This is a genomic window from Pseudomonas sp. CC120222-01a (assembly GCF_003097235.1).
Taxonomy (GTDB): Bacteria; Pseudomonadota; Gammaproteobacteria; order Pseudomonadales; family Pseudomonadaceae; genus Aquipseudomonas.
Map to the genome: position 1 here is coordinate 126,883 of NZ_QEQQ01000007.1, position 23,449 is coordinate 150,331.

Consider the following 23,449-nt stretch of genomic DNA (forward strand, 5'->3'; position numbering starts at 1 on the left):
CAGGCTTGGTGTTTGAGGTTACCCAACCATTCACATTGCTCTGCTGGGTCGGAATCTGCGCACGAGAAGCGTTCGAGCCCACCTGCAGGATCCAGCTGAATGGATGAGGACGCTTGGAAGCAGGCGGCTCCCGCTCGGTATTGCTGACCGCCTGTCAAACATAGCTACAATAATAATTTTTTGTAAAAAATTTTCATAAAATTGATAAAATGTCAGATAATTTCTATATGGGTTATTTATTGGCTTTGATTTGTCTTTTGTGGAAATTCGCTGCGTGCCCCGGTGGAGCGTTTTTGCCGCTCGCTAGGGCTGGCTCGAAGAGAATGATGAGGTTCGTATGACTGGTAATGCTGCAGGCGACGCTTTAATTGAAGGCGGATTCGAGTTGTCAGAGCCTGCCCCTGCTTGGGGTCACGAAATCCGAAAGCTGCGCAAGGCGCGCGGCAAAACGTTGGCCGAGCTGGCCCTGGCCACCGGCCGTTCTCCCAGCTTTCTGAGCCAGCTGGAGCGAGGAAACACCGATATCTCGATCACTGATTTGAGGAACCTGGCGGCCGCTCTTGGAGTGCCGCTCGGTTGGTTTTTTACCGCTGACAGCAAGCCACAATCAGAAGTGGGGCGGGTAGTGCGAGCGGATAGCCGGCGCCGCTTGGGCGCCTTTCTTGATGGCATTACCGAAGAGCTGCTCTCGCCCGACATCGGTGGCAGGTTCGAAATGTTTCTCAGCACATTTGCAAAGGGCGCCACGCGGCCGGCAGCGGTGCCCCGGGATACCGAGGAGGAAATTTACGTCGTCAAAGGGCAGTTCGATATCTGGATAGATGACGACATGTTCAGCCTCAAGGCCGGGGATAGCTTCCGTATCGTCCATGAGCCTTACCGATGGGTGAATACCGGCGATACCGAGGTTGTGGTCGTGTGGGTGATCGCGCCGCCGATTTACTGAAGGTCATCATGACCTGTGGGTTATTCGTGCCGATGTGCGCCTGCTGCGATCATGGGCATGTCGTTATGGTACGCAGCGCTTTGGTAAAGGGCGGGTTAGGTCGCCTGGGGCGTGCTCGGGCGTTCCGGCGTTCTGTACCAGGGCCTGGGTCCCTTGAGTGACTGCGTAGCGCGGTTGCTCGCAGTTGCTCAAGCGCTGCGCATAAGCCAGATATCAGCTGGCGGGAAGTGAGATCGTCTCCGACGACTTGCCGAGCACTGCGCAAAGCGCATCGATGATGATCTGGTGGTCTTGTCTGTCTGGCAGGCCTGAAACGGTCACGCTGCCGATGGGGCCCGTGCCGCGAACGATAATGGGAAACCCTCCTCCAAAACTGGCGTAATCCGCAGGCGGCAGATGATAGCGCTGGCTGATGTCCTTACCTTCCAGTTTGAGCTGGTGAGCAACCCGGTAAGAACTGCGCAGAAACCGTTGAACGGTATTGTTCTTGCGCCGTACCCAGTCATGGTTATCGGCGGTGACGCCCGGTCTGGCGGCCAGGAATAACGGGCGGTCAAAGCGCCTTACATCGATGACCAGCGGCCAGTTCTCGCGTGTGGCCTTGCTGTAGAGAAGGGCTCCTAGCTCCCAGGCGTTGTCCTCGTCGAAGCTTTCGAACTGTAACACCTGCTCTTGGTGAATCAGTACTGCCAACTCTTCCTTTAGATCCATTTAAGACGCCTCTGCTGTGGGTGCTTCACGCCAAGCGAGAAGCATTGGGGGCTTGAGTGAATGGGCAAACGGCTCGGTATGGCTGGCCTGCCCGTGACACCTAGGGCCGCAAGCTGCGGCCTTGGCAGGTGGCACGCCGTCGTCTCGGCGCGCATCACACATTCAATGCAGCATAAAATTCGCTACTCAATAAAAACAGATAAATAATTATCCAATAAAATATAAACTGTCTATATTTATCTGGCGAGGGAGCAGGAATGTTGACCCGCTGGTGCACGGTGCTGGCTCAGCAGTGTCACGAAAGCGAATGGCGGGACGGCGGTAGGTGCATCTGATCACTTAAAAGGAGCATTACATGAAGAACTGGTTCATCACGGGGGTATCCCGCGGTTTGGGCTTGGCCATGGCGCGAGCTGCATTGGCAAAAGGAGATCGGGTGTTAGGCACTGCGAGGGCAGCAGTTCCCGAACTTCAGGGCATGGGCGAGAACCTGCGAATCCTCAACGTCGACATGGGCGATGCGCAGGGTGTGGTGGAGGCCGTTCACGAGGCATTCAAGAGTCTTGGCCGGATCGATGTCGTCGTCAACAACGCCGGTTACGGCGTGCTGGGCGCTGTGGAAGTTTCATCGGATGCGCAAGTCCGGCAGTTGTTCGAGGTGAATCTCTACTCGCCTATTCGCATCGTCCGCACGGCCTTGCCATACCTGCGCGAACAGAAAAGTGGCCATATCATCAACATCACCTCGATTGCAGGGCGCGCTCCTGGTGTCGGTTCTGCTATCTATGCGGCGTCCAAGTTCGCCCTGGAGGGGTTCTCGGCTTCGTTGGCGCAGGAAGTCGAACCGCTAGGATTGCACGTGACGGCCGTAGCGCCCGGTCAGTTTCGTACGGATTTCCTGGCTGAAACCTCGCTGCAAGAGACGGCTGCGTTGGCAGAATATTCGCCGACCGTGGCAGCAGCGCTAAAGTCGATGTCCACTCTCCATGAGCACCAACTCGGTGACCCGGCACTGGCCGCAGAGGCGATCGTGCAGCTGGCGCATACCGAAGAGCCGCCTCTTCATCTGCTGCTGGGTTCGGATGCTTTGGACCGTGCCAAAGGCAAGTTGAAGACGATAACGGCAGAAATGGCACGGTGGGAATCTGTGACTATCGGGACTGATTTCAAGAGCTAAACGGGAACGTGAGTTGAGAGGATGACCCGCCCCTGCTTTTTCAAGGAGCAATGGATGATGCAAACCCGTTACGCATTGGATCTGGACGTTGTCAGCGTCATTTTGCAACAGGCGATAGATCACGCAAGTGCCCAAGGTTGGGCGGTATCGATCGCCGTTGTGGACGAAGGCGGCGGCCTGTTGGCTTTCGCGCGCATGGATGGCGCCAGCCTGCTCAGTGCAGAGCTTGCCCAAGGGAAAGCCAGAACCGCGGCCATTGGCAAGCGCGACTCGAAGGCCTTTGAAACGATGGTCCAGGAGGGGCGCCTGAGCCTATTGAGCGTACAAGGCCTTACCTGCCTGGAGGGCGGCTTGCCGCTGCGATACGAAGGGCAGTGCCTGGGCGCGATTGGCGTTTCTGGCGTTGCATCGCACCAGGACATCCTGATCGCCAAGGCCGGAGCGGCCGTCATCGATTGATTCGATATTCACGAAAGGTCCAGTTGTCACGACGGGCTTTGCTCAGCGTTTTCATGGGTAGCGTTAGCAATGAAAAGAACCACGGCACTGACTTGCTTGGGGCTAGGCCTCATCTGGGGCTGTACTTACACCTTTCTCCAGTGGGCGACGCAACTGATCACGCCGCTGCAGACCACCTTCATTCGCGTGCTGTTCGGTTTTCTGCCTATTGCGGGTTACGGCCTGTTCACCGGCGTGCTGCAGTGGCGGCACATGCGCCACCTTCACCACTTTGCCGCGATGTCCATCCTGGCAGGCAGTGTCTACTTTTTTGCCATTACCGCAGGTACGGCATTGCTACCGTCAGGCGTTGCGGGGTTGCTCAATGGTGCGATCCCGCTGTTTGCCTTTCTGTGCGCTTGGCTGTTCCTGCGTGAGGAGCGGCTTGGGTTGCTCAAAGGCGCGGGTATCCTGATGGGCTTTTGCGGCATGCTACTGATCGCCGCCCCGTGGTCGAGCGCGCAAGCCGTGGATCCCGATGGCGTGGCCTTCATGCTGTTCGGGGCGCTGTGCTTCGGTGCCTCGTTCGTCTACACCAAACGTTTCATATCGCCACTGAAGATACCGGCCGTGGCGTTGACCACCTACCAGTTGGGGTTGACCTTGCTCACCCTGGCCGCTCTCACGCCCATGACAGGGATTGCCAACCTTGCGGCCAGGCCGGCTGCGATGGTGGGTATCGTGCTTGGGCTGGGCGTACTCAGCACCGGCATTGCCTACATCGCATTCTACCGCCTGGTGGAAACCGAAGGCGCGGTGGCGGCCTCGGTGGTGACCTACATCCCACCGGTGGTTGCTCTTTTGATAGGTGTGGCGGCTGGCGAACCTACGTCAGCCACTACCTGGATTGCAATGTTGTTGATTCTTGCTGGCGTGGCTGTGGTTCAGCTTGCGGGCCACTTTGAGCTGCGCTTTGGTTCGAGGTCGACTGATAAAGATAGTGGTCCTGAGCGGTCATCTGGTAGGTCCGAAACTGTCGGAGGCTAACTTCGAAAGGTCCAAGGAGGCGAATTATGAAGTGCTGGATCATTACTGGAGTTTCTCGAGGCTTTGCGCGGCCCTTGCAAATGGCGACAAGGTGATCGGGACCGTACGAAGCGAAGCGCCAGCTCTGGAATACCCCGAAGGCCGCTGGCGCGTGCTCAAGGTCGACATGCATGATGATGAAGACGTTATCGCTGCAGCTCACCAAGCATTCGAAACCTTTGGCAGAATCGATGTGCTCGTCAATAACGCAGGTTATGGGTTGCTTGGGCCGATCGAAAGCTCGACCGATGACGACTTGCACAAGCTGTTTCAGGTAAACGACTTCGCGCCGATCCGGATCATTCGCAAGGCCCTACCTTACTTGCGCAAGCAACAAGGCGCGCACATCGTCAATATTTCCTCAATCTCCGGACGCGCGCCGGGCTTAGGGGCCGGGCTTTACGCCGCCACCAAGTTTGCCGTTGAGGGGGTTACCGCCACTTTGGCTCGTGAGGTCGAACCCTTTGGCACCAATGTTACCGCCGTTGCCCCTAGCCAGTTTCGTACCGACTTTCTCGATGCAGAGCCGCGGCAAGCGGATACGCAAGATGCAGCTTACGGGGCAACCGTGGGTGTAGCACTGGACGCTTTGTAACGCTCGAACCACCTCCAGCCAAGCGATCCTGAAAGCGGTAGCGGCAGAACAGCCACCGCTGCACCTGCTGCTGGGCGCCGATGCGATGGAACGGGTGAGGACAAAAATGAGGGCAGTGGATGAGGAAATAATCCGCGGGGAAGCAGTCAGTGCCAGTACAGGCTTCCGGAAAGCCTAGATTGACTGTCGCCCATGCTGGCTGCGGCTTAGCGCGAGGTGAACTGTGGCCGGAGTGGTCAGCGAGCCGGTGGCTAGAATAGCGCCAGTTCTGCTGCTTGCCATGGCATAACTTTAAGTCCAGAATCAAGGCTATCCCTGTTTCAGGGATAGCTGAAAACCTATAGATTTCAAAGGCTCGCAGGCCCGATGCGAGTCTCGTTTCCCGCTCCAAATTGGCCTTAACGAAGTATTTCGGTAAGGCAAGAAAGAAGGCCCTTCGGGGCCTTTTTTCGTTTCTGGCTACTACAAAAATTCAGATTTTTTCCCTTCCTTGTCCACCCCACGATATTCATTCCCTGGAAAACACGCTTATTCAGGCTGCGGGCTTTGCTCGAGTCAGCCTTGATTCAGGTGCAGATGCCCACCGGGCCTCGGACTTTGCACTGAGGCTCAGGTGATGTGCTGACTGGTCTGGCCTCTTCGCGGGCAATAGAGATCAGGGAGATTTACACAATGTCCACAGACAACCTCTTCCAAGGTGAAAACCTGACCCACCCACTGTTCTGCGTTGAGCCTGGCATCCCTTGCCAGGATGCCCGCGAGCAGCCTCGGAACTGATTGGCCGGGGTTGAGGGCGCGTCAGGACCGCCAGGTGCATGCGCGTGGAGCTCGATTTATGGCTCACCACTGAATCAAGGCAGACATGCTGATTCACACCCACAGCACCAGCAACGCAGCCACCAGGGCTGGAGGCATCACCAGCAGGCCCAGGCGCAAGAATTGCCAGGCACTGACATGTTCGCCTTCGCGACGGATTGCCACCAGCCAGAGCAAGGTCGCCAGTGAACCGGTAATCGACAGGTTCGGCCCCAGGTCTACGCCGATCAGCAGTGCAGCGGTCGCCTGTTGCGGCAGTTGCACCAGCGAACCCATGGACCCGGCTATCAGCCCCGTGGGCAAGTTGTTCATCAGGTTACTGGCAATGGCGACACCCACACCCGCCACCCAGCTGGAGGTGACCGGCGAGTCCTCGGCCAGTGTTGCCAACGCTTGGGCAAGACGCACGATCACGCCGGTTTGAGCGACCGCCTCGACCAATACGAACAAACCCGCCACCAGTGGCAGGACGCCCCAGGCCACATGGCGCAACACCGGCATCGGGCTGCGCCGCTGGCGCAGGTGAACCAGTGCCGTGGTCGCCATACCGGCGCAGAAGGTCGGCAGGCCCAGTGCCCGGTCCAGTGCCGACGCGCCCAGCAACAAGGCTGCGGTAAAGCCGATGCCCACTGCGCTCAGGCGCGCGCCTGCGGTCAATGGCTGGGTATCCACGGTCAAGGCCAGCGGCTGGCGGATCTGCCGGCGCTGGGCCAGGCGCAGCGTCAGGTAGGTGAGGGCAATCGCCGCCAGCGACGGCAGGCTGAACTGCCTCAGCCAGTCCAGCAGCGGTGGCATCTGGCTGCCGAACACTACCAGGTTGGCCGGGTTGGAGATCGGCAACACGAAACTGGCAGCGTTGGCGATGAAGGCACAGATGAACAGGTACGGTAACGGTTCGGCTCTGGCGGCCTTGCACGCGGCATACACCGCCGGGGTCAACACCACTGCCGTGGCGTCGTTGGACAGGAACACGGTAACCAGCGTGCCCACCAGAAACACCAGGTCGAACAGCCGTTGCCCGGAGCCCCGCGCATGGTGCACTGCATAACGGGCCAGCCAGTCGAACAGGCCTTCCTGACGAGCCAGCTCGGCCAGCACCATCATGCCGATCAGAAACAGGTAGACGTCACTGCCTTTGGCTACGGCGGCCAGCGCGTTGCCAGGAGTGATCAGCCCCAGACCGGCCAACAGCAATGCGCCGCCCATGGCCCAGACGTATTCGGGGATACGCCAGGGGCGCAGGATTACGCCGCAGGTGGCCAAGGCGGCCACCGTCCAGATGATCGATGCGTTGTCGCTCAAAGGCATGCTGGGTCAGTTTCCTGAAGGTGCAGAGGAGGGTGACGGCGAGGGGCCGGATGGGGCTCGGGCAGCGCCACCAGCCTGACAATGCCAGGGGTGCATGCCGGCTGCCACTGATGCGCGGCGAGCCTGTGGGCCGTTGCCGTCCGCGTCATTTTCAGCCGATATGCAGGCGGTTGCGCCCCGCGTCCTTGGCGACGTACAACGCTTGGTCGGCGCGTGCCAGCAGCGCCTCGTTGTTTTCCAGGTCGCAGCCTTGGGCACTGGCGACGCCGATGCTCACGGTCACCTGTTCAAAAGGACTGTCAGCGTGGGCAAGAGGTTCCAGGGCCAGGCAATCGAGCATCGCCTGGGCGACCCTGGCCGCGCCTGCGCAGTCGGTATCCGGCAGGATTGCCGCCAGCTCCTCGCCGCCGTAGCGCGCCAGCAAGTCGGGTGGCCGGCGCGTGCAGGCCGCCAGGCGCTGGGCCACTTGCTGCAGGCAGGCGTCACCGGCCAGGTGGCCGTGGCTGTCGTTGTAACGTTTGAAGTGGTCGATGTCGATCATCAACAGCGCCAGGGGCCTGCCACTACGCCTGGCCCTGCCGAGCTCCTGGGCTAGGGTCTCGTTGAAGCAGCGCCGGTTGGCAAGCCCGGTCAGCGCATCGTGCATGGCCAGGCGTTCCAGTTGCTGGTTGCTGTCGAGCAGTTGCTGCTGGGTCACCCGCAGTTCACCTTCTGCCAGGCTGCGACGACGCATGGCGCCGATCAACAGCCAGCCGATACTGCCAGTCAGCAACAGCAGGCCGCTCACCACCAGCGCCGACAGTTGCGCTTCCAGCTGCCAGGCCGCCAGTGCCTCACGCTTGCCCAGGGCGACAGTGGTCACCAGAGGAAGCTGGTCGCTCTTGCGAAACGCATACAGGCGTTCGACGCCATCCAGGCTTGACGTGAACGAAGCGGTACCCACCGACTTGTCGATCAGGTACTTGGCATAAATGGGCGAGCTGGAAAAGTTGCGCCCCATGTCCTGCTCGCGAAACGGGTAACGCACCAGCAGCGAGCCATCGGTGTAGGACAGCCCGATGGCCCCGTCGTGGCCGAGGTCGATCTGGCCGAACAGGCGCAGGAAGTTCTCAACGCCCAAGGTGACGGCCACCACACCGGCGAATTGCCCGGTGGCGTCGTCGAAGCGGCGGCTGATGGTGATGACCCATTCCTGATTGGCGCGGCTGCGAATAGGCAGCCCTATGAAGGGCTCGCGGGAAGGGTCGTCGCGGTGGTGGATGAAGTACGCACGGTCGCTGCTGTTGGCACCGGCCGGGATAGGGCGGTTGGACGACATCAACCAGCGCCCGTCCCTGTCGTACACGGTGATCCCGCTCAACTGCGGCATCAGCGGTTGCTGCCTGCTGACAAGCTGGGTGAGGCGTTCGATCTGCCGTGGCCCGCTGCCTTCGGTTTCAAGGCGTTCGACCAGCCCGAGCAGGATCATGGAGCTTTGCCGGACAATCCCCTCGGAGTAGGTGGACAGGGCTTGGGTCAGGTTCAGGCCATGGATGTCGACTTCTGCAAGGGCGCGTTCGCGGGAAGCCATGACTTTCCAGAGCGTCAGCGAAGCGAGGGAGCAACCAATGACCGATAGCAGCAGAACGACGAGTTGAATGTCACGCTTCACGGTGGTACCTGATGGAAATCCGAATTCCGGCGCTGGCGATCAATCGTTGAAAGCCATGGCATATAGCCATTCCTGGCTGCGGGCAAGCATACAAGGCGCTACCTGAAAGCGCAGTAACTACCGTAAAACCGGGCCATGCCGAGCAGGGTGTCGCCATCGGTAAGCATGAGCACTGGTGCCATAGCAACATGGCAGATTGAGACTATAGTAACGTCTTAAAAACAGGGACTGTGGGTGCCATGTCTACGATCGATCTGTCGTCCTCGCAAAGTCTTCGCAAACGCGTGTTGTTGGCTGGGGCGCTGAATATCGGCTCCATCGTCGCTTCCCAGGTCATACGCCTGGGTGGCAACCTGATCATCACCCGCCTGCTGCTGCCGGAAATGTTCGGCCTCATGGCCATCGCCACCACGGTTTCGGTGTTGCTGCTGTTGCTGTCCGATGTGGGGTTGCGGCAGAACATCATTCAAAGCCCGCGCGGCGACGAGCCGCTGTTCCTCAATACCATCTGGTCGCTGCAGATCATTCGCGGCCTGGGGCTGTTCGTGGTGATGCAGTTGGTGGCGCTGGCGTCGTGGATTTCCCAGCACTTCGAAATGTGGCCGATGCATTCCACCTACGCTGACCCTCAGCTGCCCGGGATATTGGCTGTCACCGGCTTTTTCGCAATCATCTTCGCCTTCCAGTCGACCAAGATCGATGTGGCCATCCGCACCTTCCAGCAGAAGAAAGTGGTGCTGGTCGAGCTGGTGTCGCAAATCGCCGGCCTGGTGGTGATGCTGGTGATCGGTTACCTGTTCCGTTCCATCTGGGCGCTGGTGGCGGCAGGCCTGGTCTCCACCCTGGTCACCACGGTGCTCAGCCACATGATTTTCCCAGGGCACAAAGACCGCCCGCAGTGGGACCCGGCAGCCCTGCGCGAGATCGTCAACTACGGCCGCTGGGTGTTTCTGTCGTCCGCCGTCGGCGTGCTGGCCATGCAGGGCGACCGGATCTGGTTCGGCGGCAGCATGACCGTGGCGCAGCTGGGGGTGTATTCGATTGCCGTGGGCATTCTGGCCGCCTTCCAGCTCAGCCTGCAGCGGCTGGCCGGGGCCGTGGCCTTGCCGGCCTTCAGCGAGGCGGCCAGGACCGGCGACATGGAGCGCCTGCGCAATCTGTATTTCCGCTTCAGGCTGATCTTCGATGTGCTGACCCTCTTCACCTGCGGCTTCCTGTTCACCGCAAGCCCGCTGATCATCCATTGGCTGTATGACGCCCGGTACCAGGACGCCGGGCAGATGATGGCGATCCTGTCGCTGTCGCTGTTCACCTTGCGCTACGGCCTGACGCAACAGATCTGGATGGCCCTGGGGCTGACCAAGTACATGGCCATGGACAACATCATCCGAGTGGTGGCGCTGTTCACCCTGATGCCGTTGCTGCTGGCCATCGGCGGGGTGACCTACGCACTGTGGGGGGTGGCCCTGCATACCTTCTTCACGCTGATCCTGATCTTCAAGGTCAGCCACCAGCTGGGCATGCTGAGTATCAAGCGTGAGCTGGTGGTGCTGCCCGTCATGGTCTTTGGCGCCCTGTGTGGCCAGTTCATCAGCCACCTGTTCGCCTTCTGACCGGCTGTACCAAGGACCTGAACGATGAATGTGATCGACTTTTTTGATCGGACCCGAATCATCAATATCCCGTCCAGAACGGACCGCCGCGAAGAAACCAAAGCCGAGTTCGCCCGCAACGGCTTCCACATCGATGACCAGAAGATCGGCTTTTTCCCGGCAGTGACGCCTACTGACCAAGAGGGCTTCCCCAGCATCGGCGCCCGGGGCTGCTTCATGAGCCACATGCAGATACTGGAAGAAGCCGTGCGCCTGAATGTCGACAACATCCTCATCATGGAAGACGACATCCAGTTTTCCCGGCGCATTGGCCCGTTTGGCAAGAAGGCCATCGAGTCCCTGCAAGGCATGGACTGGGACATTGCCTACCTGGGTCATTCCTGCGAGGGCAATTCCGATACCCCCGGCTGGGTGCTGGTCGATCGCCCCATCCACCTGTCGCACTTCTATGCGGTGAATGGCAAGAGCGTGGGCAAGTTGCGGGACTTTCTCGCGCAGATCCTGCAGCGCCCGCCAGGGCACCCCGACGGCGGGCCGATGCACTATGACGCGGCCCTCAATACGCTGATCCACACCGACAAGAACATCCAGGCCTACTACTTCACCTGGAACCTCGGTTACCAAAGGCCTTCGCGCACCGACCTGCATGCCTTGTCGATATTCGACCGGTTGGCCATGCTGCGGCCGGTGATGGCCCTCTATCGGCGCTTGAAGGCGGAAAAGCTCAGGAGAACCCGATAGCCCTCAGCGTATTTAACCCAGCGCTGCGGCCTGCTGAAGGTTCAATGAGCGTGTCTCCGGCGCCAGCAGCCACGACAGCAGCAAGCCGAAGAAGGTGATGCCTGCGGCCACATACATGGTCTGGGCGATGCCGAGTGTATCCAGCGAAATCGGCACCAGGTAGGTGCCCACCGCCGCGCCAATACGTGAGATCGAAGTGCCCACGCCCACCGCGAATGCGCGGATCTCGGTCGGGAAGATTTCGTTCGGATAGACCAGCGTCAGCACCTGGGCGCCGCCAATGAACAGCGCGTAGAGGGCGAAGAACAGCAACACCCAGATGCCCGCGCCGTTGTTGAATGCGCCAAGGCAGAGCAGCGCCAGGCCCGACACGCTGAAGCTGTACAGCAACAGGTTACGACGGCCGAGGGTGTTGATCAGGCGGGTGGCGATGATGCAGCCGAGCACGAAGAACAAGGTGATCAGCACCGAGCCGATGGCGGCGCTGTCGCCTTTCACGTTCATCGCCGCCAACACCTTGGGCGCGAAGGCGTATACGGCGAACAGCGGGATGATGCAGCAAGTCCAGAACACGATGACGAACAGCATGCGCTTGGCATAGCCCGAATAGATCAGGCTCCACACGTTGACCTTGTAGTTCGGGCTCTCTTCCGGAAGGTTGTTCAGGGAAAAATCATTGCCGTACACGCGTTTGATGATCTGCTCTGCCTCGGCGCCCCGGCCTTTGCCCAGCAGCCAGCGTGGCGATTCCGGGGTGCCGATACGCACCAGGAACAGCGCCAGGCCGATGCTGGCCGAGCTGGCCAGCACCCAGCGCCAGGCGTCGTCACCGCCGCTGCGCAGCACCAGTTCACCGACGATGTAGGCCGCCGCTGCGCCGGCGAACCAGAGGATCGTCAACATCGCCAGGCGTGGGCCGCGATACTTCTTTGGCATGAACTCCACCAGCAGCGAAGTGGCGACCGGGTACTCGATGCCCACGGCAATGCCGATGACCAGGCGCAAAACAAAGATCGTTTCAGCGGAATCAGCCCAGAACTGAGCGATGGAGGCAAGCATGAACAGGGTAGGGCCGACAAAGAACAGGCGCTTGCGACCCAGGCGATCGGTCAGCCAACCACCGAGAAAGCCGCCGAAGAAGATCCCGATCAAGGCCGATGCCGCAATCAGGCCTTCCCAGAAGTTGCTCAGGGACAGCGAAGCGCTGATGTGTGCCAGGGCCACACCGATAATACTGAGCACATAACCGTCGACGAACGAGCCGCCGCCCGAACGCAGCGTGAGTAGCCGGTGGAAGTTGTTGAGCGGTACATCTTCTACTGAAAGTGTGGGGCGGGTCATTTTTATATCCTGATACAAGGCGTTTGAAGTTCGGCAGGGCAACACCGCGAACAATAAATTCCGCGGCGGAACTCTCGCAAAAACATCAGTGGGCGATAGTTGTGGTTATTGTTGTTATGCAACGGGGCCTGTCCTTGACCTGATCAGGTTTCATACCTGATTTCTTTCGACGGCGGGTGCCCGAAAAAAGCACTGTAGGATCGGCTGAAATGCGTGCACGAGACGAAACCGCACGCCAGCGAAACATCGAAGATCGATGCACTGGAGTTTTGTATCAAGCGGCGTGCTTCGGTGATTCTGAGTTGGAAATAGTACTTCTGCGGCGTGGTGTTCAGTTGATCCTTGAACAGCCGCTGGACCTGCCGTATCGACAGGCCGACGACCTGGGCAAGCTGCTCCGGGCACAGCGGCTCTTCGATATTCGCCTCCATCAAGGCGATGACCTCGCGCAGCGCCTTGCTCACCTTGGGTTGCTGCGGCTTCTGCACACTGCGGTACTTGCTCCGGTCGGCATCCAGCGTGTCCAGTACTGCGTCGGCCAGCTGGGGGCCGGCACCCGATGCGAGCCAGCGCATCATCATCTCGAAAGCGCCATTGGGCGTGGCGGATGTCATCCGGTTTCGGTCGAGCACCAGCGGTTCATGGGTCACGTTGGCGTGCGGGGCACGCTCTGCCAGGGCCGTGCGCTGCTCGGCGTGGATCGCGCAGCGGTAGCCATCCAGCAGGCCTGCGCTGCCCAGGTACCAGGCACCGTTCCACAGCCCGCCAAGGGCGATCGGCAGCCTGGCGATCTGCTTGAGCAAGGTCGACAACCAGTTCGGTGCGGTCCTGGCAGCACGCAAGCCGCCACAGATGACCATCAGGTCGAGGTCGGACAGGCGAATGTCGGTCAGCGGCGTGTCAGGCCTGATCGGGATGCCCAGGTCGCTCATGACTTCACGGTGGTCATGGCTGAACGTGTGCACGCGCACCGCGCCCGGCGCCAGCAGGTTGGCGGTGACCAGCACATCCAGTGCCTGGGTGAAGCACGGTAAAGAGAAGTTCTCGAGCAGGAGAAAGCCGACGCTGGAGGTGTTTCGTTCGACGCGCTCCTGGGAGATGAAACCCAGATTACGGTCGGCGAAGGTACGGCTGAACGCTCTTGTACTTGTTTTCATGGCGGCACCCGGTAGCCCAGGCGCAAGGCCTGAGCAACTCATTGAATGACGATGCTTTATTGATGGGTAAAGTTGCCATCAGTGTGCGCATTAATATAAAGGCCGAATCAGGCGTTGGTCTAACGACTTTGTCAGGCCTTTTTCGATAACCCCTTGTTATGGCTGCGTAACATAAGGTCGCGGATGGCTGATTGTCCAGCAGGAATTAAGTGGATTGCTCGCATGAATTTTAGTTATGCGTAAGGTAATTTTTGTGCCGGTGTAACTTTCTCGGCGCGGTGTACTATGTGAGGCAGTGATTAAAGTTTCACTCATTTGCACCACGACAACGGGCTTTGGTGTCTGGAGGATAATAATGAACAGCAACGAATCCGTGATTGGCCTGATCAAGCAGCGCAAGCCTCGCCATGTGTTGCCGCGCGAGCTCTACCTCGACCCTGAGGTCTATCGGCAGGACCTTGAGCACATCTGGCACAAGGACTGGGTGTTTGCCGGGCATACCTTCGAGATTCCAAAGGCTGGGCAGTATTTCACCCTGCAGATCGGCGATTACCCGGTGGCCGTCGTGCGTGGCAAGGATGGCGAGGTTCGCGCGTTCCACAACGCCTGCCGCCACCGCGGTGCCAAGGTGTGCGAGCACGCCAGTGGCAAGGTCGCCAAGCTGGTATGCCCGTACCACAAGTGGACGTTCGAGCTCGATGGCAACCTGATCTATGCCGGCAACATGGGCGCCGAGTTCGATAAATCGAACTACGGCCTGAAACCCGTGCATATCGAAGTGGTGCACACCTACATCTATGTCTGCGTCGCGCAAAAGGCCCCGGACTTCTCCAGCTTCCGCGCCGCCGTCAGCCCGTTCATCGCGCCGCACTTCCTGGAAAACTGCAAGGTCGCCTTCGAGTCGAACCTGATCGAGAAGGGCAACTGGAAACTGGTCTTCGAGAACAACCGCGAGTGCTACCACTGTGACGGCACCCACCCGGAGTTGCTCAACTCCTTCGTCGAGAACCTTTCGGTTGCCGGCGTGGGCGGCGATGACGACCCGGAACTGGTCGCGCACTGGGACCGCTGTGAAGCCGCCGGCATGCCCAGCCGGCTGAACATGGACCCGCTGGGGCGCTTCCGCATGACGCGCATTCCGCTGTCTGCCGGTGCGGTCAGCTACACCATGGACGGCAAGCCGGCCGTTGCCGGTCGGTTGGACAAGAGCGGTGAGCCAGACATCGGCGCATTGCTGTACTTCAACTACCCCTCGACCTGGAACCACTTCTTGGGCGACCACGCATTGAGTTTCCGCGTGCTGCCAATCGGGCCCGGCGAGACGCTGGTGACCACCAAATGGCTGGTGCCGGAGTCTGCCGTGGAAGGGGTCGATTATGATCTCGACCGCCTGACCAAGGTCTGGTTGGCCACCAACGACCAGGATCGTCGCCTGGTCGAAGGCACCCATGCCGGCGTTTCCTCGCCGAGCTACGAGCCTGGCCCGTTCTCCGAGAATGCCGAGAATGGTGTCTGCCAGTTCGATGACTGGTACTGCGAGACCATGCTCGAGCGCCTGGAAGGGCGGCCGCCGCTGAAGTCGGTAGGTTGATTGGGCCAAGACAGGGCGTCACATGCCTGTCATGCGCGGCTGATAGTGTGCCGGTCCCCTTTCGTGGCACAAGGTGTGCGACACGGTGTATCCCGGCACGATCCGCAAGCAGTTCATGCTCCGCTCCAGCGACATGCGCAGCGATGAGTTCGCTGCCTTGTTCACCCAGCTTTACGGCAACCTGTATGCCGACATGCCGCCGCTGGGCGAGGGCATTGCCATCGGTGGCGTCTATGGCCGCTTTGACGGCATGAGTGTGCGGCGCATGCACTACCAGGGCGATTTCACCATCGTCCTGCCGACGCCGCAGGACGAAATCACCTTTGTGCTGCCCACGGCGGGCAAGATCATCTTCGACCACCGCGGCGAGTCGATCGGCGGTGCCCAGGTCGGCCTGGCAGTGGACAAGCTCGACATCCGTTCGGTGCGCATCACCGAGGGCCACGCCCAGTGCGGTATGTCGATCCGCCGTGGCGCGTTCGCCGAGCGGCTTTCGACCCTGCTCGAACAACCCTTGCCCGCGCCGATTCGCTTTGCGCCGCAGGTCGACCTGGGCAACCCGGCGTTTCAGGGGATCCGGGCCTTGCTCGAACTGGCAACCGGGACCGAGTTCGACCAGCTGATCAACACCGGCCTGCTGATGCCTGTACGCTTGCAGGAGATGCTGGTCGACGCGCTCCTCGAAACCTGGCCGCACAACTACAGCGAGGCATTGCGCAAGCCTGCACCGGCGATTGCACCGCGGCACGTGAAGCTGGCCATGGCCTATTTGCGCGAGCATCCGGCCAGGCAGGTCAGTGGCAGCGAGCTGGCGGGGTTGGCCAATGTCAGCCTGCGGGCGTTGCAGGATGGCTTCCGGCGTTTTGCCGGGACATCGATCGTTGGCTATCAGCGGCAGGTGCGGCTGGAGCAGGCACGAGAAGTGCTGGCGCGCGGGGAGGGCGGGTCGGTGGCGGAGGTTGCCTTGCGCCATGGTTTCAGCAATGCCGGGCGGTTTGCCCAGTACTTCCAGCAAGCCTTTGGTGTCAGCCCGGCTTTGATTCGGCGCCGTTAGTCGGGGGCCACAAAGTGGCCCCCTTCAGGCATCAGAAGGCATAGCTGGCCTTGAGGCTGCCACTGACGCCATGGCTGTCCCCGCCCCCCATGGCTGCCACCTCGGCCCCCACACTCAGCGCCCCGAGGTTGGCCATCAGGTTCACGCCACCCACGAACTGGTCACGATTATCAAAGGCCGCCCGCTGCTCGATATCCAGCCCCAGCAGATGGCCTTCGCTGTCGACCTCATGATCGCCCAGCACATGCTCGTAACCCACCTCGACCCCCGGCACCAGCTGCCAGCTGCCCACGGCGACCGGCGCCAAGGAGGCCTTGAGGTTGGCCACGGCAGCGCGACGGGTTTCTTTCAGGTCATCCACCTGCAGGGCCAGCTCGCTGCCTTTCTCGGTGAAGCCATTCATGTCAACGCGGCTGACCCGCAGCCCCAGGCTCGGCTCCAGCACCAGGGCGCCGGTGGGCAGGCGATAGCCCAACGCCAGGCTGCCGCCGGCCAGGGTGCCGTGGCTGTCGCCCTTGGCCGTGCCCAGGCCGCCGCCGAGTTCGCGCTTGCTCGAATAGTCGAGCCAGCCGGCGCTGGCATCGGCGTCGATGAACAGGCCTTGTTCCAGGCCATTCGGTGCGAAGCGCGCCCCCAGGCTGAGGAAGGTCAGGTCGGTGTCCGCCTCGCCACCGGCGCCCCCGACATTGCCATTGCTGTAGCCGAAACCGGCATGGGCGCTGAGCTGTTCGGAGAAGCGCTGGGTCATGCCGACCATCAGGCCCTGGCTGTGCTCGTTGCTGCTGGCCGCGTGGGATGAGCCATCGGTGCCCAGGTAGCCGGCCAGCGCGGTGCTCCACAGGCGCGACTGGCCGACCTTGAGGTCGGTGCCATCGGCAAAGGGTGCGGCCGCTCGGTCGATCATCGCCCCCTGGCGCAGCAGGAAGCTGGCGGCGTCGGCATGTACCTGGCCACCCACGGTCGACTCAACGCCACCCAGCGTGCCGGCGTCGATGGCCGACTGCAGGTAGTAGTTGTAGGCGGTGTAGTTGCCCGAAAGCGCGGTGTCTTGCAGTTGGCCTAGCAGCTGTGCACCCGCCGCGGCGTTGCCCAGCAGGCCGGCTTCGCCGGGCAGCGTGCCGTAGCGCACCATCTTGCCGCGCAGCACGTAGAGGGTTTCCTGTGACAGCCCCAGGCCCTGTTTCAGGTAGTTGTCCATGGTCCCGTATTCGGCGGTGACCTCATCCAGGCCAGCCTGCAGGTAGCTGGCTTCGACCCCGAGCAGCGGCGCGTAGATCGCGGCCATGCTCGCCGGCATGGCGGCCAGTGTCGCGGCCACGCGGGCAGCGGTGTAGTCGTTGGTGGCCAGGTAGTTGCTCATGATGGTCGCGTCGTCGACCCCAGCGATGCTCAGCAGCACGGCGGCGGTCCAGCCAGTGCGGTCCTTGCCGGCGGTGCAGTGGAACAGCGCGGCACCGTCGGCGCTGGCCAGTTCGTTGAACAGCACGCTGAACTGCCCGCGCATGCCGGCATCGCTGACGAAGGCGCGGTTGGTTTCCTGCATCATCGCCCGCGCTTGCTCGGCGCTGGTGAACGAGATGCTGGTGATGTTCGAGCCCGAGGTAGTGCTGCCGATGATGTCGATGTTGGTGTAGCTGGCGCCGGCCGGCAGGGTGTCGGGCGTGCTGGCGATTTCGCTGGCGGTACGCAGGTCGTAGACATCGCTGATGCCCAGGCCGTTGAGGATGGCGAGGTCGGCCGCCGTCGGGGTCAGGGCGTTGGAGCGGTAGAACACGCCAGCGCGCATCACGCCATCATGGCTGGTGGTGTAGGCGCTGGTGGTGCCGGCGATGTCGCGGAAGTTGTCCATGCCGGCCAGGCGCGGGGTGTCGAGTGCGTCGGCGGCATTGGCGGCGGAAATGGCCAGAGCAAGCAGGGACACGGAGCAGAACAGACGTTGCAACACGGAAGTAGCCTCGATCAGGTGCGTTGGGCTGGCTACTGTCCGTGGGCAAGATGAAACTGAATGTTACAAGTTGCCGCGCAGCGCAAATGGCTGCGCGTTCTGTCTGCTGCGTGCGTTTTTCGTCTCTGTGGGCCGGTCAGAGGTGATCGGCATCCACCACTGCCTTGGCGAATGCCTGTGGGGCCTCTTGTGGCAGGTTGTGGCCAACACCGCCAGTGATCAGTCGGTACTCGTACTTGCCGGTGAAGCGCTGTGCATAGGCCTCGGCCGGCGGGTGCGGCGCGCCATTGGCGTCACCTTCGAGGGTGATGGTTGGCACACCGATGCTGGGCAGTTTGGCCAGCCTGGCTTCCAGTGGGTCGTACTGGGTTTCGCCCTGGGCCAGGCCCAGGCGCCAGCGGTAGTTGTGCACGGTGATGGCGACCTGGTCCGGGTTGTCCAGCGCCTTGGCGCTGCGATCGAAGGTGGCGCTGTCGAAGCCCCACTTGGGTGAGGCGGTCTGCCAGATCAACTTGGCGAAATCGTGGCGGTTCTTCTCGTAGCCGGCTTGGCCACGTTCGGTAGCGAAGTAGTACTGGTACCACCACTGCAACTCAGCGCTCGGCGGCAACGGTGCCTTGGCAGCTTCCTGGCTGCTGATCAGGTAGCCGCTGACCGAGACCAGTGCCTTGATCCGCTCGGGCCACAGCGCCGCCACGATATCGGCGGTGCGCGCGCCCCAGTCGAAGCCGGCCAGTACCGCGTGCTTGACCTGCAGTGCATCCATGAAGGCGATCACGTCGCTGGCCAGTGCCGAAGGTTGGCCGTTGCGTGGCGTATCAGGCGAAAGGAAGCGGGTTTCGCCATAGCCGCGCAAGTAGGGCACCAGTACCCGATAGCCCTTGGCGGCGAGGGCGGGGGCGACGTCCTGGAAGCTGTGGATGTCGTAGGGCCAGCCGTGCAGCAGGATCACCACCGGCCCGTCGGCCGGGCCTTGCTCGACGTAGGCGACGTCGAGGACGCCAGCCTTGATGTGTTTCAGCGGGCCGAACGTGTCGCTCGCCTCGGCGGCAGGCTGCGCCTGCGCCGCCTGGGTAGTGGTGGCTGCCGTGACGGCCAGTGGCAGCAGGGCACAGGCAAACAGGATGGAACGGCTGAAGCGACGGGGTGCGGTCGATGCGACGGGTAGTTGGCGAGCTTGCATGGGGCGTCTCCTTGGCTTGGCCATCGGCGCTGTGGGATGCAAGTCATTCAAGACGATCGCTGTATCGAGGATGTGTCGATTGCAGCTGCGGTGAGCGTTCTTGTGTATCCGGTCTCAGTTTGTACACATTGAGATACAGGCGCGGCGCTCGATGCCGTGCGCCGAGCACCTCATCTGATCCGCTTTTTTTCTTCGAACCTGCATCTGTAACCGTATCAGCCTGAAGCCGACAATGCTCTTCATCCCTGCTATCACACTGAAGAGGTTTCGATGGGCAAGCTCGCGCTGTTTCTGGGTGGCTTTCTGCTGTTGACCATTCTGATTGGCCTGTTGGGCACCATTCCGCCAAGCTGATGCTCCCCCCGCCCTCCGGCCCGTCTACCTCGCGAGATGGGCCAGATTGCTGCCAGATCCTGGCAGTCCTCCTCGGCCGTACCGCTGGACCAGTGGTAGGTGCAAGTCGTTCTCAAGTGTAAAGGCCTCGTGTAGTCTCCCGCTGCGTCATAATGGGTCGTACATAACGAACCCAGTCTTTTGCCTTGGGAGTCAGTACATAGATGGAATGCAAGAAGGGCACTTCAGCCATGCTGGAGTGGCGTAGCCGTTATCTCAGCGAAGGCATCCTCGAAGAGGAGCAATACGATCAGGCGCTGCGCTGTGCCGAGTCACTGGAACAGACCGGGGTGATCAGCGCGCAGGAATGGATCGAGCTGGTCAAGGCGGCGAATATCGCGCTGCTGAGCGTACGATAAGTCCTTCATTGCTCGGGGAAATCTGTCCACAAAAAACGTGGGTAGGTCTGTGGATAAAGTTCTGTAAGCCAGGCAAATGGCGGGCTCTGTTAAATTGAGCAGAATTTGAACAGCGCTCAGCACGCCCGTTCAGAGGCGGCTTCCCCGGCCTGGCGCAAGGCCAGCAGCAACTCACGCACCCGGGCCGGCAACTCGCCGGAGGGGTACACCGCATGCATCTGTGGGTCCTGGCCGGTGCTTGAGGTCAGCCGGTAATCCGCGCACACCCGCACCAGGCGCCCAGCCTTCACCTGTGCCTCTGCCACCCAGTCGGCCAAGCGTGCGATACCTGCGCCGGCCAGGGTGCTGTGGTACACCGCGTCGCCCGAACCCAGGCGCAAGCGTGGGTGTGGGCGCAGGCTGGTGATCTGGCCATCACGGCAGAAGTGCCAGGCTTTGAGGATGCGCGGCGCGGTATGCAGGATGAGGGCGTGCTTGTCCAGCTGCTCGGGCCGCTCGGGCATGCCAGCGCGGGCGACATAGGCAGGGCTGGCATACAAGTGGCGATGATAGCGCCACAGCGGATAACCAATCAGCTCACTCGACTGCGGAAAGGCACCGCGGACCACAAAATCGAACTTGCCGTGCAACGGGTCGAGGGCCGCGTCGCTGTACTGCACGTCGAGGGTCACTTGCGGGTGGCGCTGGCTGAAGCTGGCCAGCACGTCAGGCAAGACATGCTCGCCGAGCAGTTGCGGCGCGGCAAAACGTACCCAGCCTTGCGCACTGCCGGTCAGCGCGGCCAGTTCATCGGCAGCGTCGCGTTGCACATCCAGCAAGCGTTCGGCGTGGGGTAGCAGCCGCTCACCGGCTTCGGTGAGGGACACGGCGTTGGCGTTGCGGTTCAGCAGCTTGCACCCGCTATTGTCTTCCAGGGTTTGCACCGCACGGGTCACCGCGCTGGGTGAACGGCCGAGAGCGCGTGCGGCGGCAACAAAGCTGCGCTTGTGCGCAACACTGACGAAGGCCTGGATTTCGCGCAGCATGTCCAATGCCATGGAGGGCTCCTGATTGCAGTTTTCGCAATATGGCATTTCAACACAAGCGCGCCGCTTTGATTAGCCTTGCAGTCTGTTTTCACTGCCTGGAACCGCGCCATGATGGATATCGCCGTACTTTCCCTGTTCGCATTCGCCGCCGGCCTGATCGATGCTGCCGTCGGCGGCGGCGGGTTGATTCAGATCCCGGCGCTGTTCAATGTGCTGCCTACTGCGCAACCAGCAGCGTTGCTCGGCAGCAACAAGCTGGCCTCGGTGTGCGGCACGGCCTTTGCGGCGCGCTCGTTCATTCGCAAGGTGACCCTGGACTGGGGCCTGATCGTGCCGGCGGCGGTCAGTGCTTTCGTTATGTCGTTCGCCGGCGCAGCCACGGTCTCGCTGGTGCCACCTAGCGTGATGCGCCCGGCGGTGCTGGTGCTGATCGTGCTGATGGCGATCTACACCTTCTGCAAGAAAGACTTCGGCACCTTGCACAAGCCGGCCAAGATCGGCCGCCGGGAGCAGTGCCTGGCAGTGCTGATCGGGGGGGCGATCGGCTTCTATGACGGCTTGTTCGGCCCGGGCACCGGCAGCTTCCTGATCTTCCTGTTCATCCGTTTCTTTGCCCTCGACTTCCTGCATGCCTCGGCGTCGGCGAAGGTGGTCAACATCGCCACCAACCTGGCGGCCCTGGTGTTCTTCGTGCCGTCGGGCAATGTGCTTTACGCCATTGCCTTGCCGATGGCCGCGTGCAATATCCTCGGCGCATTGACCGGGACCTGGCTGGCGGTGCGCAAGGGCGCAGGCTTTGTGCGCGGCCTGTTCCTGATTCTGCTGTGCGTGTTGATCGCCAAGCTGTCCTGGGACCTGCTGACCTGATTCAGATTACCTGGCGCTGTGCCTCGGCCTGCTCGACGCGGTTGCGGCCATGGGCCTTGGCCCGGTACAGCGCCTGATCGGCGCGTGCCAGCAGTTCGTCCAGGCTGGGCGCGGTTTCGTCCGCGGCGCAGCCAGCCAGGCCAATGCTGACCGTGATCTGCAGGCGCGCATCGCCCTGGGCCGCATGCAGGTCCTGCACGGCGCGGCGCAGGCGTTCGGCGGTGAACTTGGCCTGCTCCGGTGGCAAGCCCGGGAGCACCACCACGAACTCTTCGCCGCCCAGGCGAGCCAGCAGTTCTTCGTCGTGCAACTGGTCCTGCAGGGTGCGGGCGAACTGGCGCAGGACCTGGTCGCCCACCGCATGGCCATGGCGGTCGTTGATCGATTTGAAATGATCGATGTCGAGCATCATCAAGGTCAGCGGCAGCGCCTGCTGCTGACGGCTCTCTAGCAGGGCATTGGCTTGGCGGGTGAAGGCACTGCGGCTGAGCAGGCCGGTGAGGTGGTCGATGGTGGCCTGGCGTGCCAGGCGTGTCAGCAGGCTGCGATTGGCCTGGCTGACACAGGCGACCACCAGCGGGCCGAGAACCAGCATGGCGATACCCAGGCGTGCCGACATCAGTGTGGTGACCCCGGGTTCGCTCTGCGGCACGCTGAAATGCATGAGGTTCTGCGCCACCGCGACGATCAGCGTGCTGCCAGCGGTGAGTGCCAGCAACGACACCAGAAAGGGTGAGTACGTCCAGGCACACCACAACAGCGCGGCAATCGGAAAGGCGATGGCGCCTGGCCCACCAAAGGCAATGCTGAAGGCCAGTGAGGCCAGCAGCACCAGCAAGGGCGCCAGGCGGATGGCCTGGGCGCCGCTGCGCATCAGTACACGCGCCGAAGGGGCGGTGAGCAGCACCGGCAACACCAGCACGCTGGTCGAGAACTGTTCGCTGAACCAGGCCAGCCAGGTGGCCTGCAGCGATTTTTCGAACCACGGTGCGGCCATCACGCAGGCCATGCTGGCTGCCACCACGGCACCCGCCGCGCAGGCACCGAACACACTGAGCACGCCATGCGGGGTGCGCATGCGCCGATGCAGGCGGGGCAGGCGTGACAGCAGCCACCACACCGTCACCACCACGCCGAGGTTGCACAGGTTGAACCACAGAGCTGGCCCCCAGGTACTGCCACAGGCCAGGTCGGCCGCAACCATCGCCAGCCACACCAGGGTAATGCCCAACAGGCTGGCCTGGCGCGGGTAGCGCAAGAGCACGCCGGCCATCACTGCATTGACTGGCCAGAACAGTGATAACGATTCGATCGGCCGGGCCAGGATCCCGCCAAGGGTCAGGGCAAAGGTCAGCCCGAACAGGGAGATAAAGGGCAACAGACGCGATTGTGCTGGAAAAACCATAGGCTCGACCGACAAGCGGGAACGAAATCCAGGACAACGGCAAT

The 23,449-nt window shown here is 61.5% G+C and carries 20 protein-coding genes; 11 read left to right on the forward strand and 9 right to left on the reverse strand.

Annotated elements, in window-relative coordinates; all coding sequences use genetic code 11:
- Positions 1-337 precede the first annotated feature (337 nt).
- A complete protein-coding gene (locus tag N430_RS11740; protein WP_110638734.1) occupies positions 338-946 on the forward strand; it encodes a helix-turn-helix domain-containing protein in 609 nt (202 codons plus the stop codon).
- A 213-nt stretch (positions 947-1,159) separates the two neighbouring features.
- Here the strand turns inward: N430_RS11740 and N430_RS11745 are convergent, their stop codons facing one another.
- Positions 1,160-1,657, reverse strand: coding sequence for a heme-degrading domain-containing protein (locus tag N430_RS11745; RefSeq protein ID WP_110638733.1), 498 nt, complete (start codon positions 1,655-1,657; stop codon positions 1,160-1,162).
- Positions 1,658-2,012: 355 nt separating this feature from the next.
- Here N430_RS11745 and N430_RS11750 point away from each other — a divergent pair, with 355 nt between their 5' ends.
- The 4 genes from N430_RS11750 to N430_RS11765 all read left to right on the forward strand — a co-directional run bounded on the left by N430_RS11750 (position 2,013) and on the right by N430_RS11765 (position 4,953).
- A complete protein-coding gene (locus N430_RS11750; protein WP_110638732.1) occupies positions 2,013-2,834 on the forward strand; it encodes an SDR family NAD(P)-dependent oxidoreductase in 822 nt (273 codons plus the stop codon).
- A 54-nt stretch (positions 2,835-2,888) separates the two neighbouring features.
- Entirely contained in the window at positions 2,889-3,293 is a 405-nt protein-coding gene (locus N430_RS11755; protein ID WP_371922772.1) for a heme-binding protein, read from the forward strand.
- Between the two features lie 69 nt (positions 3,294-3,362).
- Positions 3,363-4,319, forward strand: coding sequence for a DMT family transporter (locus N430_RS11760; protein ID WP_110638731.1), 957 nt, complete (start codon positions 3,363-3,365; stop codon positions 4,317-4,319).
- Between the two features lie 31 nt (positions 4,320-4,350).
- On the forward strand, positions 4,351-4,953 hold the full coding sequence (locus N430_RS11765; RefSeq protein WP_218278052.1) for an SDR family NAD(P)-dependent oxidoreductase: 603 nt from the start codon (positions 4,351-4,353) through the stop codon (positions 4,951-4,953).
- 870 nt (positions 4,954-5,823) lie between these two features.
- On the opposite strand, the gene N430_RS11770 is transcribed toward N430_RS11765, so the two are convergent.
- The gene (locus tag N430_RS11770; RefSeq protein ID WP_110638730.1) at positions 5,824-7,077 is read right to left on the reverse strand and encodes an arsenic transporter; all 1,254 of its coding nucleotides are present in this window, start codon (positions 7,075-7,077) and stop codon (positions 5,824-5,826) included.
- Between the two features lie 151 nt (positions 7,078-7,228).
- On the reverse strand, positions 7,229-8,728 hold the full coding sequence (locus N430_RS11775; RefSeq protein ID WP_110638729.1) for a diguanylate cyclase: 1,500 nt from the start codon (positions 8,726-8,728) through the stop codon (positions 7,229-7,231).
- Positions 8,729-8,967: 239 nt separating this feature from the next.
- On the opposite strand from N430_RS11775, the gene N430_RS11780 reads away from it, so the two are divergent.
- Together N430_RS11780 and N430_RS11785 are read left to right on the forward strand one after the other, a co-directional pair.
- Positions 8,968-10,341: an oligosaccharide flippase family protein gene (locus tag N430_RS11780; protein ID WP_110638761.1), complete on the forward strand. Its 1,374-nt coding sequence runs from the start codon at positions 8,968-8,970 to the stop codon at positions 10,339-10,341.
- Between the two features lie 24 nt (positions 10,342-10,365).
- Positions 10,366-11,082, forward strand: coding sequence for a glycosyltransferase family 25 protein (locus tag N430_RS11785; RefSeq protein WP_110638728.1), 717 nt, complete (start codon positions 10,366-10,368; stop codon positions 11,080-11,082).
- Between the two features lie 12 nt (positions 11,083-11,094).
- On the opposite strand, the gene N430_RS11790 is transcribed toward N430_RS11785, so the two are convergent.
- Positions 11,095-12,423, reverse strand: a complete 1,329-nt coding sequence (locus tag N430_RS11790; protein ID WP_110638727.1) for an MFS transporter — start codon at positions 12,421-12,423, stop codon at positions 11,095-11,097.
- 143 nt (positions 12,424-12,566) lie between these two features.
- Entirely contained in the window at positions 12,567-13,580 is a 1,014-nt protein-coding gene (locus N430_RS11795) for a GlxA family transcriptional regulator (protein ID WP_110638726.1), read from the reverse strand.
- 355 nt (positions 13,581-13,935) lie between these two features.
- Between N430_RS11795 and N430_RS11800 the strand changes: the two genes are divergently transcribed.
- Together N430_RS11800 and N430_RS11805 are read left to right on the forward strand one after the other, a co-directional pair.
- Entirely contained in the window at positions 13,936-15,171 is a 1,236-nt protein-coding gene (locus N430_RS11800) for an SRPBCC family protein (protein ID WP_110638725.1), read from the forward strand.
- Between the two features lie 115 nt (positions 15,172-15,286).
- On the forward strand, positions 15,287-16,225 hold the full coding sequence (locus tag N430_RS11805; RefSeq protein WP_371922773.1) for an AraC family transcriptional regulator: 939 nt from the start codon (positions 15,287-15,289) through the stop codon (positions 16,223-16,225).
- Between the two features lie 31 nt (positions 16,226-16,256).
- Here N430_RS11805 and N430_RS11810 read toward each other — a convergent pair whose 3' ends face one another.
- Positions 16,257-18,170: a tyrosine-protein phosphatase gene (locus N430_RS11810; protein WP_110638723.1), complete on the reverse strand. Its 1,914-nt coding sequence runs from the start codon at positions 18,168-18,170 to the stop codon at positions 16,257-16,259.
- 136 nt (positions 18,171-18,306) lie between these two features.
- On the reverse strand, positions 18,307-19,353 hold the full coding sequence (locus N430_RS11815; protein WP_110638722.1) for an alpha/beta fold hydrolase: 1,047 nt from the start codon (positions 19,351-19,353) through the stop codon (positions 18,307-18,309).
- A 557-nt stretch (positions 19,354-19,910) separates the two neighbouring features.
- Between N430_RS11815 and N430_RS11825 the strand changes: the two genes are divergently transcribed.
- The gene (locus N430_RS11825) at positions 19,911-20,105 is read left to right on the forward strand and encodes a hypothetical protein (protein ID WP_110638721.1); all 195 of its coding nucleotides are present in this window, start codon (positions 19,911-19,913) and stop codon (positions 20,103-20,105) included.
- A 116-nt stretch (positions 20,106-20,221) separates the two neighbouring features.
- On the opposite strand, the gene N430_RS11830 is transcribed toward N430_RS11825, so the two are convergent.
- Positions 20,222-21,142: a LysR family transcriptional regulator gene (locus N430_RS11830; protein ID WP_110638720.1), complete on the reverse strand. Its 921-nt coding sequence runs from the start codon at positions 21,140-21,142 to the stop codon at positions 20,222-20,224.
- A 99-nt stretch (positions 21,143-21,241) separates the two neighbouring features.
- Between N430_RS11830 and N430_RS11835 the strand changes: the two genes are divergently transcribed.
- Positions 21,242-22,000: a TSUP family transporter gene (locus N430_RS11835; protein ID WP_110638719.1), complete on the forward strand. Its 759-nt coding sequence runs from the start codon at positions 21,242-21,244 to the stop codon at positions 21,998-22,000.
- 1 nt (position 22,001) lies between these two features.
- On the opposite strand, the gene N430_RS11840 is transcribed toward N430_RS11835, so the two are convergent.
- The gene (locus N430_RS11840) at positions 22,002-23,420 is read right to left on the reverse strand and encodes a GGDEF domain-containing protein (protein WP_110638718.1); all 1,419 of its coding nucleotides are present in this window, start codon (positions 23,418-23,420) and stop codon (positions 22,002-22,004) included.
- Positions 23,421-23,449 lie beyond the last annotated feature (29 nt).

What these genes read in the sequence shown, in the direction of transcription:
- N430_RS11740 (WP_110638734.1), top strand. Translation starts at nt 338, where the DNA reads ATGACTGGTAATGCTGCAGGCGACGCTTTAATTGAAGGCGGATTCGAG.
- N430_RS11745 (WP_110638733.1), bottom strand. Translation starts at nt 1,657, where the DNA reads ATGGATCTAAAGGAAGAGTTGGCAGTACTGATTCACCAAGAGCAGGTG.
- N430_RS11750 (WP_110638732.1), top strand. Translation starts at nt 2,013, where the DNA reads ATGAAGAACTGGTTCATCACGGGGGTATCCCGCGGTTTGGGCTTGGCC.
- N430_RS11755 (WP_371922772.1), top strand. Translation starts at nt 2,889, where the DNA reads ATGATGCAAACCCGTTACGCATTGGATCTGGACGTTGTCAGCGTCATT.
- N430_RS11760 (WP_110638731.1), top strand. Translation starts at nt 3,363, where the DNA reads ATGAAAAGAACCACGGCACTGACTTGCTTGGGGCTAGGCCTCATCTGG.
- N430_RS11770 (WP_110638730.1), bottom strand. Translation starts at nt 7,077, where the DNA reads ATGCCTTTGAGCGACAACGCATCGATCATCTGGACGGTGGCCGCCTTG.
- N430_RS11780 (WP_110638761.1), top strand. Translation starts at nt 8,968, where the DNA reads ATGTCTACGATCGATCTGTCGTCCTCGCAAAGTCTTCGCAAACGCGTG.
- N430_RS11785 (WP_110638728.1), top strand. Translation starts at nt 10,366, where the DNA reads ATGAATGTGATCGACTTTTTTGATCGGACCCGAATCATCAATATCCCG.
- N430_RS11790 (WP_110638727.1), bottom strand. Translation starts at nt 12,423, where the DNA reads ATGACCCGCCCCACACTTTCAGTAGAAGATGTACCGCTCAACAACTTC.
- N430_RS11795 (WP_110638726.1), bottom strand. Translation starts at nt 13,580, where the DNA reads ATGAAAACAAGTACAAGAGCGTTCAGCCGTACCTTCGCCGACCGTAAT.
- N430_RS11800 (WP_110638725.1), top strand. Translation starts at nt 13,936, where the DNA reads ATGAACAGCAACGAATCCGTGATTGGCCTGATCAAGCAGCGCAAGCCT.
- N430_RS11805 (WP_371922773.1), top strand. Translation starts at nt 15,287, where the DNA reads ATGCTCCGCTCCAGCGACATGCGCAGCGATGAGTTCGCTGCCTTGTTC.
- N430_RS11815 (WP_110638722.1), bottom strand. Translation starts at nt 19,353, where the DNA reads ATGCAAGCTCGCCAACTACCCGTCGCATCGACCGCACCCCGTCGCTTC.
- N430_RS11825 (WP_110638721.1), top strand. Translation starts at nt 19,911, where the DNA reads ATGGAATGCAAGAAGGGCACTTCAGCCATGCTGGAGTGGCGTAGCCGT.
- N430_RS11830 (WP_110638720.1), bottom strand. Translation starts at nt 21,142, where the DNA reads ATGGCATTGGACATGCTGCGCGAAATCCAGGCCTTCGTCAGTGTTGCG.
- N430_RS11835 (WP_110638719.1), top strand. Translation starts at nt 21,242, where the DNA reads ATGATGGATATCGCCGTACTTTCCCTGTTCGCATTCGCCGCCGGCCTG.